The following is an 18,492-nucleotide window of genomic DNA, read 5'->3' as shown; positions in this document are numbered from 1 at the left end:
CCTCGGCAGGGAGCCCCGCAGCAGGGTGCAGCCCTGGCGGAACAGGATCAGGATTTAACGGGAAATTATTGTTGCTGCCCGCAATACGCCCGGAGGCTTTCTTCGGCATAATCGCCGCCGAGGTCGCGGGCTTTGGTCCAGTCGCGGCAGGCGCCGGCCTGGTCGCCCAGGCGTTGTTTGGTGTTGCCCCGGTTGAAATAAACGGCAGGATTGAGGGCATCCAGGAGGATGGCCTGGTCGTAATCCGCCAGCGCGCCGGCGTAATCGCCCGCTTCGTCTTTATTGACGGCCCGGTTGATCCAGGCTTCCTTGAACGAGGGAGACAGCCGCAGGGCTTCGTCGTAATCTTCCCGGGCTTTGGCGTTGAGGAGCAGTTCGTCTTTGGCGATGGCGCGGGAATACCAGGCGTTGGGGTTTTCGGGGAAGATGCGGATGGCGGAAGTAAACTGGATGGCGCAGTCGCTGAAGTTGCGGTTGGCGTAGGAAGCCAGCCCCCGGTCGAAGATTTCCGCCAGTTTTTCGGGCGCTTCGTCGGGATATTGCAGCTCCGCGGGCGCGGGGGCCGTGGAATAGCCGTCCATCCGGCAATCGTGCTCAAAACCCTTGAGGCACATATCCATCACGAAATACAGGAGATTTTCCTCGCTCACGGGGACCGGGGCGGTAAGGCACCCCATTTCGATAATCCCGCCGCCCGACTGCCGCGTGCCCGCCACTTTCATTTTGTAAACGTCTTGCAGGAAATATCCCAGCTTTTCCAGCTTCTGGCGGTCGTCCGACACGAAATAAATCTCAAATTCCGCCAGGGCGAATTCTTTCCAGCCATTTTCGAGCATACGCCGGTAAACGTCTGCCGCCAGCACGATTTCCTGGGGCATTCGCTGAAAAAACTGATCGCGGGAATAGAACCTGGCAGCCATATATTAGGATTTTGAACGGCAAAAATACGTTTTTCAACCGTAAAGCGATGGTGTTCAGGGGGCTACCACGAAGCCGAAGGTTTTTTATCTTTGCACCATGCCATTTTCCGAATTATCGGCCAGATCATTCCTATTCCGACTGCTCAACATAGGCATCACACCGGATATGCCGTTCATTGAGGCACGCCGCACGCGGCTCCTCAACCTGCTGACCGTACCCTGGATCCCCGGACTGGTATTTTTCGCGATCACCAACTGCATCCAGGAGCGGTACCTCCTGTCGCTCTTCAATTGCCTGAACGTGGCATGCAGCGTGGGCACCGTTATCCTCACCTGGAAACAACGGTACCTCAGCGCCAGGCTCTTCATCATCATTTCCAGCATCATCATTTACACCGTTACCGCCCTTATCTACCGGAACGGGGTGGAATATTTCCTCCTGAACATTCTCATCGTGACCGTACTGGTGTACGACAACAAATGGCTCATCATGTCGCTTTCCTTCGTGATGATCGCCTCCTTTCTCGCGGTCCGCTTTTCCTGGATCAATTTTATCCCCGAAAGGCCCGTCCCGCACGACCGGATCATCTTCAACGTGGCCTGGGGACTCTCTTTCATCATCATGGCCCTCTCCTACTTCAAGCGGGTGCACGACGATTACGAGGAAGAGAAGGAAGTGCAGCGCCAGGCGCTGGTGGCGCTGAACCGCGACAAGGAAAAACTGTTCAGCATCATCGCGCACGACATCCGCGGGCCGCTGGCCACGCTGGAAATGTTGCTGGACATGTTCCGCAAGGGCGAATACCCCGAAGCAGACATGAAAGACGCGGCCGACGAGCTGTACAAAAAAGTGAACCGCCTGGCCGGTACGATGGACAATATGCTGCGCTGGAGCATGGGCCAGATGAAAGGCATCCGCGTGAAACCGGTCCACGCTTCCCTGGCCATCCTCACCGAGGAAATCGTGGCGCTGTTCGAAAACGCCATCCGGGAAAAGGAAATCCATCTCCGGGTAGACGTGCCGGCCGATTGCTGGGTGTATGCCGACCGCGACCAGGTGTCTGTCATCCTCCGCAACCTCCTTTCCAATGCCGTAAAATTCAGCTATCCCGGCGGGGAAATCCGCATGTCCGCCATCAACGTCGAAGGCCAGGTTACTTTCCGCGTGCACGACCAGGGCACCGGAATCGCACCCGAAAAAATTCCACAGCTCTTCACTTTCAAATCCGCGCCCGGCTACGGCACCAAGGGCGAACGCGGCAGCGGGCTGGGTTTGCTGCTTTGCCAGGAATTCACCGCCCAGAACAAAGGCCATCTGAACGGGCAGAGCGCTCCCAGCCAGGGAACGCAGTTCACGCTCGTGCTCCCCGCCGGCAAACCACAGCCGGTAAAAATTGATTCATAATATTTTATTCTAATATTTTATGTAATTTGCCGGGAAGAAAAAACCCGAGATCGAACCATACCTATGAAACCACTTGCGATCCTCGTAACGGCGGCCCTGCTGTGCTGCTTGTCAATGCGGGCAAGCGGTCAGGGTGTGTTGCGCACGCCGGCGTCGGATACAACGAAGTACATGATGAAGCCGGGCTCGTACCTCGGGTTCAGGCAGGTGAACCTGAGCATGGGGGAAATCGGGTTCGAAGTGGTGATCAGCAGCAACCTGAAAGGGAAATCCGCTCCCAGGCTGGAATTCCGGATAGACAGGCCTAACGGCAAGCGCAGCAAAAAACTCGGTTCCATCCGCATCCCCGACACGGCAGATACCACTTTCAACGTGAAGCTCACCGGCCAGTTACGGCACGCCTTCGGCATCCACGACCTTTTCCTGGTAGCCAAGGGCGCCGGGGAATTCGAGATATCGGGGTTCTCCTTTATTCACAATTATTTCGCGGAAAAATGATCAGCCCGCCAGCACACCGCCGTCTATCGGCAGGATGCTGCCATTGCAATACGACGAATCGTCTGACGCGAAGAAGATGAACGCGCCGGCGATTTCTTCGGGCTTGCCGAGGCGGTGGATGGGCGTCCTTTCTTCCCACTTTTCGCGGACGTCGACGTTCAGGTCTTTCAGCAGCGGGGTTTCGATGTAATACGGGCAGATGGCGTTGCAACGGATGTTTTGTGCGCCGTATTGCACCGCCACATTCTTGGTAATGCCCAGCACGCCGTGTTTCGCGGCGGTGTAGGGTACCAGGCCCGGTTCGGCCACGAGCCCTGCCAGCGACGCGAGGTTCACGATCACACCGCCGCCCTGTTTGAGGAATTGCTGCAGCTCGTATTTGACGCAGTAGAACTGGCCGGAAAGATTGATGTCGATGATCCGCTGCCAGACTTTCTCGTCGGTTTCGTGGATCCCGGCGTAGGGCGCGCCGATGCCGGCGTTGTTGAGCGCCACGTCTAGCCGGCCGTATTTTTCGACGGTGGCGGCCACGGCTTTTTTCACGCTTTCGAAATCGGATACGTCGATGGGGACGAAGGAAGCCTCGGCGCCGAGGTCTTTCAGCTTTTGAATGGCGGGCCCGTGATCCACTTTTTCGAGGTCCGCGATCACGACGGTAGCGCCTTCCCTTGCAGCGGCCTGCGCACAGGCGAACCCGATCCCGGAATTGCCGCCGGTGATAAATACCACCTTCTTATCCAGTTTACCCATAACAGTAGTTTTTTTGTTGCTTATTCTTAACAAGCGGAAGCCCCGATTGTTTTTTCTATATTTCGGATATGAAGCGCCTGATCCTCCTCTGCTGCGCCGCTGCGGCATTCCTCCCCGCCTCCGCACAGCAAAAATCCAAACGGAAAATGTCCGGCAACCCCGTTTTCCCGGGCTGGTACGCCGACCCGGAAGCCATCATCTACGGCCGGAACTATTGGATATTCCCCACTTTCTCCGCCCCGTACGAAAAACAGGTGTTCTTCGACGCCTTTTCCTCGGCCGACCTCGTGAAATGGAAAAAACACGCCCATATTCTCGACACCGCGGCCGTCAAATGGGCGAAACGCGCCATGTGGGCGCCGTCCGTGATCCAGCACCATGGGAAATACTGGCTGTTTTTCGGGGCCAACGATATTCAGAACGACCAGGAATATGGCGGCATCGGGGTGGCGGTGGCCGACAGGCCCGAAGGCCCCTACCGCGACCATCTCGGCAAACCGCTCGTAGACAAGTTCCATAACGGCGCCCAGCCCATCGACCAGTTCGTTTTCCGCGACAAAGACGGGAAACATTATCTTATTTACGGCGGCTGGCGCCATTGCAACATCGCGCGGCTGAAAGATGATTTTACGGGATTCGAACCGTTCGAAGACGGGACGGTTTTCCGCGAGATCACGCCGGAAAAATATGTGGAAGGGCCGTTCATGTTCATCAAAAACGGGAAATATTACTTCATGTGGTCGGAAGGCGGCTGGACGGGCCCCGACTACAGCGTGGCATACGCCATCGCCGATTCCCCGGCTGGCCCGTTCCGCCGGATCGGGAAAATACTGGACCAGGACCCCGCCATCGCAAGGGGCGCGGGTCATCATTCCGTCATTCATGTTCCCGGAACGGAAAAATACTTCATCGTCTATCACCGCCGCCCCATCGGTGAAACACACGCCAATTCCCGGGAAACCTGCATCGAAAAACTGGAATTCGACGAAAACGGCCTTATCAAACCCGTGATCATCACCCGCGAAGGCGTTCCCGCTACGAAATTGCCGCCCGTCCATTACGACAAATAACATACCGCCCCCGAACCCGCGCCCCCGCTTTTTGTTGTAAGAAAGGCGGGGGCGCGGCCATTTTACGCCCGCCTGATCCGCCCCGACCACGATCAACGGCTCCGTTGACCGTCATCATTCCTCCTTCACCCACTTTAACTGAATTTTATAGCATGAAAAAGATCATTGTTGCCCTCGACGGCCTTAAACTTTCGGAATCCAGTATGCAAACGGCCATAGCTGTCACCGCCCGGGAAAAAGCCCACCTCGTCGGCGTTTTCCTCGACGATTTCACCCACAACAGCTTTTCTATCGCTACCGCCATGGAAACCAACGACCTCGAAGCACGGATGGCCAAGGATAAACAGATCCGGGACAATGCGGTCAAAGAATTCGAAACCGCCTGCCAGGCCGGTGGCGTCAATTTCACCGTCCGCCGCGATAAATCGTTCGCCCTGCCCGACCTCCTACGGGAAAGCATATACGCCGATCTGCTGATCATCGGCGCCGACGAAACTTTCACCCGTTTACCCGAAGCCGCGCCCACCCGCTTCATCCGCGACCTGCTGTCGGAAGTGCAATGCCCCGTGCTAATCTCGCCCCTGAAATGGCAGCCGGTGGAAAAAACGGTGATGCTGTACGACGGGGCGCCGTCTTCCGTTTTCGCCATCAAAATGTTCTCCGCCATCCTGCCGGAAACGAACAAACTGCCGGCCACGGTGATCACCGTTCGGGGAGACGATAACCACCATGTTCCGGAAAACCAGCTGATGAAGGAGTTCATGAAAAGGCACAACCCCAACGCCGCATACGAAGTATTGCAGGGCGATGCGGAAAACGCCATCCTCGATCACCTGCTGAAGGCAGACAGCAAAACCCTCGTGGTGCTCGGCGCCTATCAGCGTAGCACCGTGAGCCGCTGGTTCAAGGCCAGCATGGCCGACCTGCTTATGAAAGCGGTACCCTGCGCCTTATTCATCGCACATAACAAGTAAAAATGAGCCGGGAGAAGAAATCTGAATTATTGCGGATGCTGGAGTTCCTCAAACAGGAGAACATCCTGCTGAAACAACGGCTGATGGAGGCTTTGCAGCTGGATTCGTCGCGCCAGTTCCTGGAGCGTGCGGAATCCCTGCAGCAGCAGTTCCTGCAGAACGACCAGGCCCTCGCACTCATGCACCACGACCTGGTGATGCTGTACCAGAAGCATTCAGATGGTAAATCGTATTTGTTGCAGCGGGAAGGACTGGAATCCGACCTGGGCAAAATGAAAGAAGAAATCGGGCACCTGCGGATGCAGTGCGCAGACCTCCCTAATTCAGGAGGCGCGCCAGCTTCTTACGGTCTTCCAGGATAATTTCGCCCTCCCGGATGCTGATGAGCTTTTCGTCGCGGAAATCTCCCAGCGTCCGGATGAGGGATTCCTTGGCCACGCCGGCAACGGCGGCCAGGTTATCGCGGCTGATGTCGATGCTGAACTGCATGCTACCGGCCGCATTGTATTTTTTATCGAGTGCCAGCAACGCGTCGGCCACTTTGCGGCGCAGGGAGTTGTAAGCGATGCCCAGCAGCTGTTCTTCCTTTTCGGCCATGTTGTTGGCCAGCATCTGGATGAGGCGGCGCTGTACGGCGGGGTTCCCGTTCATGAGCGCTTCGAAATCCGCTTTCGGGATCATGGCGATCTCCGCGTCTTCCATCGCTTCGGCGCTGTCCTGGTACAATCCGCCACTCAGCAGCGGTGTATACCCGAAATAATCGCCTTCGTTGTAAAGACCGGTGATGAGCTCTTTCCCGTTATCATGCCGTTTGCTGGCCTTGATTTTTCCTTTGACGATGTAAAACAGGTTGGTGGCGTGTTTCCCTTCGGAATACACGGCCTGTTTCTTTTTGAACAGCTGCGTATTGCGCTCGTTCTTCAGCGCCTCCAGCTGGTCGCCGCCGCCGGTTGCGGACAGCAGCGCCGAAATGGCGCCGGGGCCCTGGGCGATGTCTTCCTTCAGCTTACTGGCTTTCTGCAGGCGGATTTCGATGGCCTGGAGAAGCTCCATGGCGTCGAAGGGCTTGGTGATGAAATCATCGGCCCCCATTTCCATGCCTTTGCGCATGTCCGTTCTTTCGGTACGGGCGGTGAGGAAGATGAAGGGCGTATGCTGGAGGGCGTTGCGTTTGTGCAGCATGTGCAGCACGCCGTAGCCGTCGAGCACGGGCATGGAAATATCGCAAATGATCAGATCCGGGTGATGCTCGAAAGTCATCTGCACGCCTTGCATGCCATCGGCTGCGGTCAGCACCTTGTAATTGGCCATGGTGAGGATTTCCGCGGTATTTTCGCGGATGTCGGCATTGTCTTCGATCAGGAGAATCGTGCTCATGTGTTGGGCGGGATTTGAAAAGTCAGAATAAATTCGGTGCCGTTTCCTACTTCGCTGCGGCATTGGATGTTGCCATCCATCAGTTCGGTATACTTGGCTACGATATGCAGTCCGAGGCCGGTGCCCTGAATATCTGACACGTTGTTGCCACGGAAGAAGCGTTCGAAAAGGTGCGCCTGGTCGTCTTCGCTGATGCCGCGGCCCTGGTCGGCCACGCGGATCACCAGTTGCTGCCCTTCCCGTTCGGAAGATACGCCGATAGCGCTGCTTTCCGGCGAGAATTTGATGGCGTTAGACAACAGGTTGAGGATGATATGTTTGAGCAACGCCGGATCGAGAAGCGCTTCCGGGTCACCGGTATGCACGTACGAAATGCGCTGATCTTTTTTGTTAAGCTCGAAGAGTTCCTGTACGGTGGCGCCGATGATGGATTCCACGTTTACCGTGGCCGGCCGCACATGGATCCTTCCTTCCTCGATCTTGCCTACGCTGAGGAAATCATTGAGAATATCGGTCAGGAGGTTGACGGAGGAAACGATCCGCTGGATGTGCTTCTCGCGCTGCGGCTGCTCTTCTCCCGCCGTATAGCGGGAAATGAGGTAGGATGAGGAAAGTACGGTGCTGAGGGGCGTCCTGAATTCGTGGGAAGCCATGGAAACGAAGCGGCTCTTCAGTTCGTTCAAATCCTTTTCCTTCTGCAGGGCCATCCGTAATTCATTGTCTTTCCGCTCTATCTCCTTCATCTGCATTTCCATCTGCTTCACGAGCTTCGACAACGATTCCGTACGATCCGCCACCTTTTGTTCCAGTTCCGCGTTCAATTCGCGCAGCGCGTCTTCCGACTGTTTGCGCAGGGATATGTCGCTCACGAAGGCCACCACCAGGCGACCGTTGGGCGCTTCATAAACACCGAGACTGATTTCCACCGGGAATTCTGTCCCGTCTTTCCGCCGCGCGAAAAGATCCATTCCCATGCCCATGGGCCGGTTATGGGGATGATGGCTGAAACGGTCGCGATGGCTTTCGTGACGGCCGGCGTAGCGGTCGGGAATGAGTTTTTCCACCTTCTGGCCTTCCAGCTCTTCGGCCGTGTATCCGAACTGCCGGAGCAGGAAAGGGTTGGACATTACGATATTACCGGCTGTATCGGCCACCAGTATACCAAGTGTCGCATATTTGAATAATACGTCGAATCCGAAATCTGCGTTATTCATTTGTTTTGGCGCGTTATGACTGAATATTGCGGAACGAATTTACGATATTAATCCGGCGGGGCGGAATAAAGGGTACATGAAAATTGGGATCAACCGTTTTTCGGCTGTGCCTTGCCGAAACCGCGGCGCGTCATTTCGCCCCAGTTCTTCGACTTGCGGAAGAAATCGAAATACCCGCGAACGCCCGCCCATACTACGAACGGATGGAATATGAACGGCTCCGTCAGCGCCGCCAGCACCAGTTTGAGGATCTCTTTGCGGCGGCGGTACTGGTTATAGGTATATACTTCCATGTAAATGGCAAAAACGCTGTTGAGGTACCCGAAAGACACGATGAACAACAAAAACGCGAAGAACATGTGCCAGTTGATGAGCCCGAAGAAAGCCAGGAACAAAAACACCACGAACCCCGTGAACTCGATGAGCGGCGCCAGCATTTCGAACAGCAGCCAGTAGGGATAGCTCAATGCCCCCAGCAGATCGTACCGCGGGTTCAGGAATATTTTCTTGTGAAAACGCAGCGTTTCGATGGTGCCCCGCGTCCAGCGGTTGCGCTGGCGGGTGAGGATGGTCCCGGTCTCGGGGGCTTCCGTCCAGCAGAGCGGATCAGGGATATAGGTCACTTTATACGGTACGTCCTGCTCATGCATATATCGCCGCATTCTTACCACCAGTTCCATGTCTTCCCCAACCGTATTGGTATTATAACCGCCGCAGCGGATAGCGATCTCCTTGTCGAACGCGCCGAATGCCCCGGAAATGAGCAGCAGCCCATCCAGCCGCGCCCAGGCCATGCGCCCCAGCAAAAACGCGCGGATGTATTCCAGCGCCTGCATACGGGCCCAGTAATTGTCGGGGAGATGCACACGCGTGAGGCGGCCATTGGTGATCTCGCAGGAATTCGCGATGCGGATCACCCCGCCCGACGCGATCACTTTCTTCTCCCCTTCTTCCAGGAACGGTTTCACCATTTTGAGAATTGCGTCGTGCTCCAGGATACAATCGGCGTCGATGCAAACGATATAATCGTTGGTTGCGATATTGATGCCCACGTTCAGCGCATCCGCCTTCCCCCCGTTCACTTTATCCACCACCACGAGCTTGTTGTAGGCCGGGTGTTTCGTTTTGTACACGGCCCGCACTTCTTTCGTCGGGATGCGGTAGTTGACGAAGAAATCCACTTTTTCCAGCTGGTACGCGTCGATAAGCTTTTGCAGGCTATCGTCTTTCGACCCGTCGTTGATGACGACCAGTTCGAGTTTGTTGTAATACAGCGACAGCAGCGACCGCACGTTATCCACGATGGTTGCGCCTTCGTTGTATGCCGGCGCCAGGATGCTCACAGTGGGCGCATGCGGTGATGCGGCCAGGAGGCGGTAATCGGTGGCTTCGTTTTTATGCAGGTATTCCCGCGTTTCGTTCACGGAATTGATGCCGATGACGATGTACGAGATGATGAGGGTGACGGAATATACGAAGATGCCGGTCACCAGCAGGTAAACGAGGATATCGGCCAGTATTTTCATCGTGCAGGGTTGCTTTGAATGTGAAGCAATATTTGCCGGTAGGGTTCCGGCTGGGCCAGGGCTTTGGCGGCGATGATGGCTTCCCCGCCTTTCAGGCAGCGGGAAATGATGCGGGCCGATTGGAGTTGAACGGCGGGGTCGTCGCTGGCCAGCGTGGTTTCGAGAAACCCGCGCTGCGCGTCTGTAGCCACATGTTCGAGGCCTTCCAGGATCACTTTGCGGTTGTGCTCCGTTTCCGTCGGGTATTGTTCGGCGAGCAGTTTGCCGGCTTCTTCGTCGCCGATATGTACCAGCGTTTTCACGGCCTGTTCGCGTACATGGGAATTGGGATGCTGCAGGCAGCGGGTGGCTTCTTCCCTGACCTGGAGCTGCTGGTAGATCTCGGCGAGCTTCAGCGCAAAGATCACCACGCTGTCGTTCGCCGAACCGAGCCACTGCGGCAGGCCTTCGAAGTTCCCGGGGTCGAGGGCGTGCAGCTGTTCGAGCAGCTTGAGCTGCTGCCAGTTGTTCATGGGCTGGGTGAGGCCCCCGAGGAACCGGAGCCCTTCGAACCCTTCGAACGCCAGCAAGGCGGTCTGGGCTTCGGCGCGCACGTATGCGTTGCGATGGTTGGTATGTTTGCCGATGGCGCCGCCGGTGTCGCGCTGCTCCATCATGTACAGCTCGTAAATGCCGCGGGCCTTGCGGTACCAGAGCGGACTGGTGAATTTGTCCCACGAAGTTTTCCGCAGCCCTAACAGCCGGTACAGCTGTATAACGTTACGGGCAGCCTGGCCGATGAGGTTCTTTTTGGTATTGATGAGCTGATTGATGGCGAACTCGCGCGCGAGGCGGTTATGGGGGCGGTCGAGCAGTTCTTCCGGTATTTCGATATGGCTGTTTTCGTTGATTTCTCCCAGAAGAAGGTCTCCCAGCCACTGATCGAAATATTCCTGCACGCGTTTTTCCGTCCGGTACCGTATACGGCGGCGGCGGAGCACGGCGGCGGTCATTAACAGGACGATGATCATGATCGCCGCGAACAGGACCGTATATGCATACAGGGTTGCCTCGGGTATGGTGCTCGGTTCCAGCAAGATGTTCGGTTTAATTTTTAACGGGACTGAATCAGTTTTTTCACGCGGATCGATAATTCCGTCAGGCTGAAAGGCTTGGTCATATAATCGTCGGCGCCGAGGCGGAAGGCTTCTTCCACGATATTTTCCTGCCCCATGGTCGACAGTACGATCACCTTGATGGGGTTCCCTTCCTGCTTGATGGCACTTACGATTTCGAGACCGGAAACGGACGGCAGCATGATATCCGTGAGCACGATGTCGGGCTTTTCGGAGCGGATGCTTTCCAGCGCCTGGTTGCCCTCCGAACAGGATATGATTTCATAACCGTCTTTTGCCAGTTTTATCTCGATGGTTTTCCGGATGAGGTTATCATCTTCCGCAATTAAAATCTTCATGGAGTATACGTGTTAACACGAGTACAAAAATAGATAATATTTCGCTGGTCTGGAAGAAGTTATATCTTTATCAGGCAATAAAAACCGAACACCGACAAATATGAGGCATATCCTTCTGACCGTTATCGCCGCCATGATATCGATTGTTGCGTTGGCGCAGGATTCCGATGAGCTTTTCCAGCTGGCCCGGAAGGCCGCGTTCGACCGGAAAGATTATCCAGAAGCGATCCGTCTTTGCCGGCAGGCCCTCGCCAAAAGCCCCGACTACGCCGATATCCGCGTTTTCCTCGGCCGTATCTACACCTGGAGCGACAAAACCGACAGCGCCCGCGCCGAGTTCCAGTATATCCTCCAGCGTAAGCCCGAATATGAAGACGCCTACGTGGCCATTGCCGACCTGGAATACTGGAACGACCGTCCCGCAGAAGCCATGCAGCACATCAACAAAGGACTGGAGTACCATCCCCAGTCCGAGGAATTGCTGCTACGCAAAGCCCGCGTGCTGGGGTTCCAGAAAAACCTGCAGGAAGCCGCCATATACGCAAATAAAGTATTGACCATCAATCCCAATAACGCCGCCGCCCGGTCGCTCCTCAGCGGTATCCGCGACCAGGTGCGGAAAAACAAGCTCGACCTCAGCTACGATTACACTTATTTCGACAAAAGGTTCGATGATCCCTGGCATATGCTGAGCCTCGCTTACGGCCGCCAAACCCCTATCGGGTCGGTTTTTGCACGGGTCAATTACGCAAAGAAGTTTGGCGACGACGGCGTGCAGGGCGAAGTGGAAGCCTATCCCCGCTTCTCCAACACGTTTTATTCTTACGTTGGCGCCGGTTACTCCAACAGTTCCATCTTCCCGAAATACCGTGCAGGCTTCTCCCTCTACGCCAACCTGCCGAAGAGCTTCGAAGCGGAACTGGGCTTCCGGTACCTGTATTTCAGCAGTTCCACCTGGGTGTACACGGCATCGCTGGGTAAATATTGGCGCAGCTGGTGGTTCAACTTCCGGACGTACCTCACGCCGGGCGAAGACAACCTGTCCAAATCCTTCAACCTCAACGCCCGGTATTATACCGCAGGGGCAGACGATTTCTGGCTCTTCGGCATCGGTACGGGGATTTCGCCCGACGACCGGCGCAACAACATCAACTACGAGATCAATAACAGCCTGATGTCGTACAAGTTGAACCTGGGTTGGCAGAAAACCTTCCTCCGCCAGAACATCATCGGCCTTTACGGCACCTGGTATTACGAAGAATTCCGGCCCAGCACCTACGGCAACCAGATCAACCTGGGCGTGAGCCTCATGCGCCGCTTCTAACCACATAAAACATAAGCAAAAGGCCGTCCCATCCATTCGGGGCGGCCTTTTGCATATTGGATGCGCAATCCGGTTTGTTCGTCGAGTTTTCGGCGTACACCCAGGTAATTCAGCTGTATTCCAATGCAGACCTCAGCACCGTAACCGCCAACGGCAAAAAGTACCAGCAATTCCGGTACATGATCTTTCCCGGCAATGGCGCTGCAAAGTCGGCTGACAGGGTAAACTGGGCCGATTATGCTGCTGCGAAAACTTACCTCAGACTGAACGACTAACCAGCAGGAGTCCGAACCTATAAAAAAAGAAGGTGCCTCGTTGGAAGCACCTTCTTTTTTTAAGTCGAACGGGATTAACATCACTTCCGCACATACCGGCTATAGAGCGAATCCGGCAGTAGTTGGCGGGTTTGTACCATACGGTCGTTCCGTTTGCGGTATGTGGCAAACCCGGCTTCCAGTTTCCCGGCGGTATCTTCGTCGTCTTCCGGCTCGAGGTCCATATTCGGGAGGATGCGGTACAGCGATCCGGAATTCATGAAGTACGGTCCGGCCACATAATCGGCCACGTCGTTTTTCGTTTGCATGAGCGGATAATGATGCACGTTGCGGAAAGCGCGCGCCGTATCGAGGCCCGTGCCCACCCAGGTGGCTTCCTGCGGAATGTCCCAGCCGTACTGGCCGGCGAGCAACCGCGTAAAGGAAGGCGCCACGTCGAAATGCGAAGAAACGGACGAGAACCGGGTATGCTGGGCCAGCAGCGGCGAATGCACGATCAGCAGCGTATGATACCGGTCGATCTTCGAGCGCATGGGGATCTCGGGCAAGCGGTGGTCGCCCGTGATGAGCACGATCGTGTTCGCGTAATCCTTCCTGGATTGCAGCTGACGGAAGAAGCCCCGTACAGACGCGTCCATATACATCACCGACGCATACACGTTCAGGTACTGCATGTGCGCAGCAGTTTCTTCCGCGGACAATTTAAATGATTTGATCCGTTGCTCCGCCATGGCGTTATACCGCGCCTGGTCGGGGATTTTGAACGGCGAGTGCGTGGAAACGGTCAGCATGATATCCAGCCGCGGCGCACCGGAATCGGGCGTGGCGTCGAAGTATTTGCGGAACAGCTCATCGTCGCCGTAACCCCAGGTAAACCCGCCGCTGTTGGCCGGCAGCAGGCGGTACCCATCGCCGAACGAGGATTTATCGATAATGGAATCCACGCCCTGGTTGCGGACGAAAAGGTCCATTTTATCGAAACTGGCGTCTCCCGCATAGAGAAACCTGGCGCCATAGCCGTTATGCCGGGCAAGGTTCATGAGCGTGAGGGAATTGGGCAGTTCGGGCGCCATTTCCGCGAAACCGTTTTTGCCGAACGGCAGCGATCCCAGCATGGTGGGCAATACGGCGAACGTTCGTCCGCCGCCGGAAAGCAGGTTTTCGAAATAAAGGCTCCCCCGCCCGAGGGAATCGAGGAACGGCGTAAAACTCCCCAGGTAAGCGTTGTCGCCCGAAAAGGCACGTCCCAACCCTTCCACCAGAATGATCACCACATTGGGCTTCACCGAATCGGCACGGAAGTACGGCTGGAGGTTGTTCCCCGCCGGCTGCGCGTGCAGGAAAGGGAACGCGTCCGGCTGCAGATATTTATACGTAAACAGCGGATCGCCCTTCAAATCCTCCCCCGCAGCGCCATAAGCGGCATCGCTCGGGAAAAAGTAATCGGCCGATTTGGCGAGGAAGAAACCGGTTTTATTGAGGACGATGTTCCCTGCATATTCCGACCGCAACCCGCTGCGGGTGAGCGACCGTGAAATCGGTATCCAGAAAAGCAATATACAGGCCAGCACGAACCAGAACCCGCGCCGGTCGCCCCGGATGCGGCCCCTCACGAACAGCACGATCGCCACGGCAGACACGACCACGGCTACGCCGAGGCCCACCAGCGTGGCCGTTGGCACGGAGCCGGCCGCGGCACCCACGGTCTGCTTGATGTCGTGCATATTATACCCGAACAGGTCGGCGCCCAAAGGCACGCTCGTTTGGTGGAAATACAGGTTCAGGGAAAAGCTGACCAACACATACAGGACGATCAGTGAAATGTAAAAAGCGTTGCCGGCGCGGGGGCTTACCAGCATATACAGTAACAGGAACGGCAGTACGATCCAGCGGATGACAGACAGGAACGTGAGCACATCCGCCCAGAGCGCCCGGCCGATGATCGTCCCCAACGGTACCGGGAACGTTCCGATCATGAAAAGATCGATGGCGCGGAGCACCAATATCAACAGGAATAGTAATAAAGACAATAGCAGAAACCTGTTAAATGCAGGTATCCACTCATGCAACTTCGGCAATTTTACAAGCATAAATTATTTTTCAATTTCTTTCTTCAGCAACTCCTGCACCAGGGCCATTTCATCCCGGGTTTCCTGCAACAGCGCCTCTACCTGGCCTGACTCGAATTCGGTCAGCATGTCGAGCACGCGCGCCAGGCGCGCCAGTTCCCGCATGCCCACACTGGCCGTTGTTCCGTACAGCTTATGGCCGATGGATTTAATGCCTTTCAGGTTCCCTTCCGCCACGAACTGCTCCAACGCTTCGAGCGATTTATCCAATTCGGAGGCCGTGAGCAGCAGAATGTCTTTCGACACATCGTCATCGTCTCCCAGGTAGCTTTTCAGTACGCTGATATCGAAATGCTGGCTGACGGAAACGTCCCCTGGCGCATCGTTCCGTGCCTCCGTATCGCCAGACTGCTCATCCGGCAACCATTTCCGGAGAATGGCGGCGAGCGTCTCCTCCACGATGGGCTTCGACAGGAAGTCGTCCATCCCCGCGGAAAAACTTTTCTCCCGCTCCCCGCTGATATTGCCAGCCGTGAGGGCGATGATGGGCACGCGGCCATCGGATTCCATCGCGCGGATTTTGTAAGTGGCTTCGTAGCCGTTCAGTTCGGGGATTTGTATGTCCATCAGGATAAGGTCCGGCCGCGTGTCCCGGAAAATCCGGACCGCGTCCAGCCCGTTGCCCGCTTCGATGATGGCGGCAGACGGCATGAGTTTGTGGATGATCGTTTTGGTGAGCAGCATATTCACGGTATTGTCTTCCACCACCAAAACGGTCACCTGCCGGTGCTCCAGCGAAACGACCGGCTTCCCTTCGTCGTGGCCTGCCGTTGCATCGTCTGCCGAATCGCCCTGCTCCACGGGCAGCGTTACATAGAAATAGAAAATACTGCCGGAGCCGGGGTAGCTGATGAGTTGCAGCTTGCTGCCCATGAGGGCCAGGATTTTATTGGAAATGGCAAGACCTATCCCCGTGCCGCCGTATTTCTTGGTGGTGGATGCGTCTTCCTGCGCGAAGGCTTCGAAAATCCGCTCCTGCTTGTCGGGCTTGATGCCGATGCCGGTATCGCGCACTTCGAATTTGAACGTGATGTCGCCATTGCGCGCCATGGCGATGGCGCTGATCCGCAGTTCCACCATTCCTTTTTCCGTGAACTTAACGGCGTTGCCGAGGAGGTTGACGAGCACCTGTTTCAGGCGCAGCGCGTCTGTATGAATGTAGGCGGGCAATTGCGGCGGGATGCTCAGCCGGATATCGAGCCCTTTTTCGCGGCCCTGGTAGGTCACGATGTCGATCGCTTCCTGGCCCAGGCCGTACAGCTTTACCTTTTCGTTGTGCAGTTCCAGTTTCCCGGCTTCGATCTTCGACAGGTCGAGGATATCGTTGATAATGCTCAACAACACGTTGGCGCTTTGGTGCACGATTTTGAGGTATTGCTGCTGCTGGCCGTCGAGCTCCGTTTTCATGACCAGGTCCGTAAACCCGATGATGCCGTTGAGCGGCGTGCGGATCTCGTGGCTCATATTGGCGAGGAATTCCGATTTGGCGCTGCTCACCTGTTCCGCCTGTTGTTTGGAGGCGATGAGGGCCTGTTCCATGCGCTTGCGCTTGGTGATATCCGTGGCAATGCCGAGGTACCCGGTCACCTGGTTCCGGATATCCCGGATGGGCGTCATCACGAGCGATACGATGCAGCGGGAACCGTCTTTTTTTACATATATCCATTCCCGTTGTTCCGACCCTTCGCGCTCTGTTTTATAAATGAAAGCGCGCATGGGCGTTATGTTCTCGCCGGATTCTTCCGAAAGCTCCTTCGCCCGGGCTTCCACTTCTTCCTTATCGTGAATGACATTCACCATCACTTTCCCGATCATTTCCTCGGAAGAATAACCGAGCAGCCTTTCCGCGCCCCGGTTGAAGACGGTGACCACGCCTGTTTTGTCTGTAGCGATGATGCTCACTTCTGAGGCCGATTGCAGCACTTCCTGCAACAGCTTCCGGGAGCTGGATATTTCGAGCTCGGCTTTCTTTTTATCGTTGATGTCCTGGAAGGCGCCGTACAGTCTTTTGCAGACACCGTTCTCGAATTCGGCATGCCCCTGCGTGCGTACCCAGCGTTCTTCGCCCTGCCAGGTGATGATGAGCACTTCGAGGTCGAACGAGCGGCCGGTGCGGATGGCGCGGTTTACGGCTCGGATCACTTTGTTCTGGTGCTCGCCTTTCTTGAAAAAGCCGATCGCGGCCTGCAGGTCGGGCTCAAATCCGTTCGGGACGCCGTGCAGCTCGCGCGTCATGTCTGTCCAGTACAGCTTGTTCCTCGGCACTTCCGCCACCCAGGCCCCTACCCGCGCCACGGCGTTGGTCTGTTCCAGCATTTCCTTGGTGCGGGCGAGGTCTTTTTCAAGCAGATAGCGCTCGGTGATATCGATAGCGTTACCGATCACGTAAGGTTCTTCGTTCTGGCCGGTTTCCAGCACATTGCTGAACATCCAGATGCGGCGGGAGCCGTTGCGGTGTACCGTCGTCATTTGTCCGGCGGCCATTCCCTTATCGCGGATTTCCTGTAAATAGGCGGTGAATTCGAAGCGGTGGGTTTCGGGCAGCAGATCGGCCAGGTTCATTTTCGACATTTCCGCTACCGTATATCCGAGCAGGTTAGCACCGGCATAGTTGACGGAAATGATCTTTCCCCGCAGGTCGTGCGTGCACATGAGGCCCTGGCTGTGCTCGAAAAAGGCGCTCAGTTTCTTCTGGCTTTGTTCCAGCAGTTCTTCCCGGATCCGCTCGTCGGTGATATCCCGGCCGATGGCGAAGATGTCGCCGGTATCGGGATCGGAATTGGCTGCCCACTGGATAAGTCGGTAGGCACCGGTTTTGGTGCGAAAACGGCGGGTGAAGGCAACTTTATCTTTTCCTTCGCGGATGTTAGTGAGGTTCTTTTCCGCTAATTCCACATCGTCGGGATGGGAGAAATGCAGGATCGGGTTCGTCATGAGCTCCCGTTCATCCCAGCCGAGGGTTTTCGTGAAGGCCGGGTTCACCTTCCGGTAAAAACCATTGGCCTGCACGATGCAGATCAGGTCTTGCGACAGCTCGAACAACTGTTCGAAATAATTCCTTTCGATATTTTTCCGCCGTTCCACGATGAGCGACACCACCATTTCCGCCAGCAGCTTGAGCGATTCCTTCTGCTCGCGGTTCAGCACGCCGGGCTTGCGATCGAGCACGCACAGCGCTCCCAGCGCAAAACCCTCGCGGTCGATCAGCGGGTACCCGGCATAATACCGGATATGTTCATCTCCGGAAACACCGGGCAGTTCCTTAAAACGCGTGTCTTTCGAAGCGTCGCTCACTTCGAACAGGTCGGAATGGGAAATCGTGTATTGGCAAATGGATTCGCTACGCGGCGTTTCCTCGACATCGAGCCCGGTCTTCGCTTTGATCCATTGACGGTTTTCATCGATGAGGGTGACGAGCGAGATCGGCATACCGCAGATTCGGGACGCAAGGTCCGTCAGCTTTTCATACTCTTCTTCCCGGAACGTGTCCAGGATATTGTAGCTTCGCAGCGCACGCAGGCGTGCAGCTTCGTTTTGTGGTACGGGCGGTTTCTTCATAGTTTCAAATCAGGACTCC

General features: G+C 56.0%; 16 protein-coding genes. 7 read left to right on the top strand and 9 right to left on the bottom strand.

Features of this window, described 5'->3' with window-relative positions; all coding sequences use genetic code 11:
• Positions 1-65 precede the first annotated feature (65 nt).
• The gene (locus tag WJU22_RS13405; protein WP_341843741.1) at positions 66-920 is read right to left on the bottom strand and encodes a tetratricopeptide repeat protein; all 855 of its coding nucleotides are present in this window, start codon (positions 918-920) and stop codon (positions 66-68) included.
• Positions 921-1,086: 166 nt separating this feature from the next.
• Between WJU22_RS13405 and WJU22_RS13400 the strand changes: the two genes are divergently transcribed.
• On the top strand, positions 1,087-2,325 hold the full coding sequence (locus tag WJU22_RS13400) for a HAMP domain-containing sensor histidine kinase (protein WP_341843740.1): 1,239 nt from the start codon (positions 1,087-1,089) through the stop codon (positions 2,323-2,325).
• A gap of 63 nt (positions 2,326-2,388) precedes the next feature.
• Entirely contained in the window at positions 2,389-2,823 is a 435-nt protein-coding gene (locus tag WJU22_RS13395; RefSeq protein ID WP_341843739.1) for a hypothetical protein, read from the top strand.
• Here WJU22_RS13395 and WJU22_RS13390 read toward each other — a convergent pair whose 3' ends face one another.
• Complete coding sequence (locus tag WJU22_RS13390; RefSeq protein WP_341843738.1) at positions 2,824-3,573, bottom strand: SDR family oxidoreductase; 750 nt, start codon at positions 3,571-3,573, stop codon at positions 2,824-2,826. It abuts the gene before it with no gap.
• Between the two features lie 68 nt (positions 3,574-3,641).
• On the opposite strand from WJU22_RS13390, the gene WJU22_RS13385 reads away from it, so the two are divergent.
• From WJU22_RS13385 to WJU22_RS13375, 3 genes are all read left to right on the top strand, one after another.
• Positions 3,642-4,643 carry a glycoside hydrolase family 43 protein gene (locus tag WJU22_RS13385; RefSeq protein WP_341843737.1) on the top strand — a complete coding sequence of 334 codons (1,002 nt, stop codon included), beginning with the start codon at positions 3,642-3,644 and terminating at the stop codon, positions 4,641-4,643.
• Between the two features lie 152 nt (positions 4,644-4,795).
• Positions 4,796-5,617 carry a universal stress protein gene (locus WJU22_RS13380; RefSeq protein ID WP_341843736.1) on the top strand — a complete coding sequence of 274 codons (822 nt, stop codon included), beginning with the start codon at positions 4,796-4,798 and terminating at the stop codon, positions 5,615-5,617.
• Positions 5,618-5,619: 2 nt separating this feature from the next.
• On the top strand, positions 5,620-5,979 hold the full coding sequence (locus WJU22_RS13375; RefSeq protein WP_341843735.1) for a hypothetical protein: 360 nt from the start codon (positions 5,620-5,622) through the stop codon (positions 5,977-5,979).
• On the opposite strand, the gene WJU22_RS13370 is transcribed toward WJU22_RS13375, so the two are convergent.
• The 5 genes from WJU22_RS13370 to WJU22_RS13350 form a co-directional block, all read right to left on the bottom strand.
• Positions 5,936-6,994, bottom strand: a complete 1,059-nt coding sequence (locus WJU22_RS13370) for a response regulator (protein ID WP_341843734.1) — start codon at positions 6,992-6,994, stop codon at positions 5,936-5,938. The two genes, WJU22_RS13375 and WJU22_RS13370, sit on opposite strands and share 44 nt — an antisense overlap.
• Positions 6,991-8,208, bottom strand: a complete 1,218-nt coding sequence (locus WJU22_RS13365) for a PAS domain-containing sensor histidine kinase (RefSeq protein WP_341843733.1) — start codon at positions 8,206-8,208, stop codon at positions 6,991-6,993. The genes WJU22_RS13370 and WJU22_RS13365 overlap by 4 nt, the downstream gene beginning before the upstream one ends.
• Before the next feature lie 89 nt (positions 8,209-8,297).
• Positions 8,298-9,734, bottom strand: a complete 1,437-nt coding sequence (locus tag WJU22_RS13360) for a glycosyltransferase (RefSeq protein WP_341843732.1) — start codon at positions 9,732-9,734, stop codon at positions 8,298-8,300.
• Positions 9,731-10,810 (bottom strand): HEAT repeat domain-containing protein, encoded by a 1,080-nt coding sequence (locus WJU22_RS13355; RefSeq protein WP_341843731.1) that lies wholly within the window; start codon positions 10,808-10,810, stop codon positions 9,731-9,733. Before WJU22_RS13355 ends, WJU22_RS13360 begins: the two co-directional genes overlap by 4 nt.
• A 17-nt stretch (positions 10,811-10,827) precedes the next feature.
• Complete coding sequence (locus tag WJU22_RS13350; protein ID WP_341843730.1) at positions 10,828-11,187, bottom strand: response regulator; 360 nt, start codon at positions 11,185-11,187, stop codon at positions 10,828-10,830.
• 100 nt (positions 11,188-11,287) lie between these two features.
• Here WJU22_RS13350 and WJU22_RS13345 point away from each other — a divergent pair, with 100 nt between their 5' ends.
• Positions 11,288-12,511 (top strand): YaiO family outer membrane beta-barrel protein, encoded by a 1,224-nt coding sequence (locus WJU22_RS13345; protein WP_341843729.1) that lies wholly within the window; start codon positions 11,288-11,290, stop codon positions 12,509-12,511.
• A 74-nt stretch (positions 12,512-12,585) separates the two neighbouring features.
• Positions 12,586-12,786, top strand: a complete 201-nt coding sequence (locus WJU22_RS13340; RefSeq protein WP_341843728.1) for a hypothetical protein — start codon at positions 12,586-12,588, stop codon at positions 12,784-12,786.
• A gap of 80 nt (positions 12,787-12,866) precedes the next feature.
• On the opposite strand, the gene WJU22_RS13335 is transcribed toward WJU22_RS13340, so the two are convergent.
• Positions 12,867-14,816: an LTA synthase family protein gene (locus tag WJU22_RS13335; protein ID WP_341843727.1), complete on the bottom strand. Its 1,950-nt coding sequence runs from the start codon at positions 14,814-14,816 to the stop codon at positions 12,867-12,869.
• A gap of 63 nt (positions 14,817-14,879) precedes the next feature.
• Positions 14,880-18,473 carry a PAS domain S-box protein gene (locus WJU22_RS13330; RefSeq protein ID WP_341843726.1) on the bottom strand — a complete coding sequence of 1,198 codons (3,594 nt, stop codon included), beginning with the start codon at positions 18,471-18,473 and terminating at the stop codon, positions 14,880-14,882.
• Between the last annotated feature and the right edge of the window lie 19 nt (positions 18,474-18,492).

Origin of the sequence: Chitinophaga caseinilytica, from assembly GCF_038396765.1 — a bacterium.
GTDB lineage: Bacteria > Bacteroidota > Bacteroidia > Chitinophagales > Chitinophagaceae > Chitinophaga > Chitinophaga caseinilytica.
Note: the sequence above shows the minus strand (reverse complement) of the source record. Positions and strands in the feature narration are given on the sequence as shown.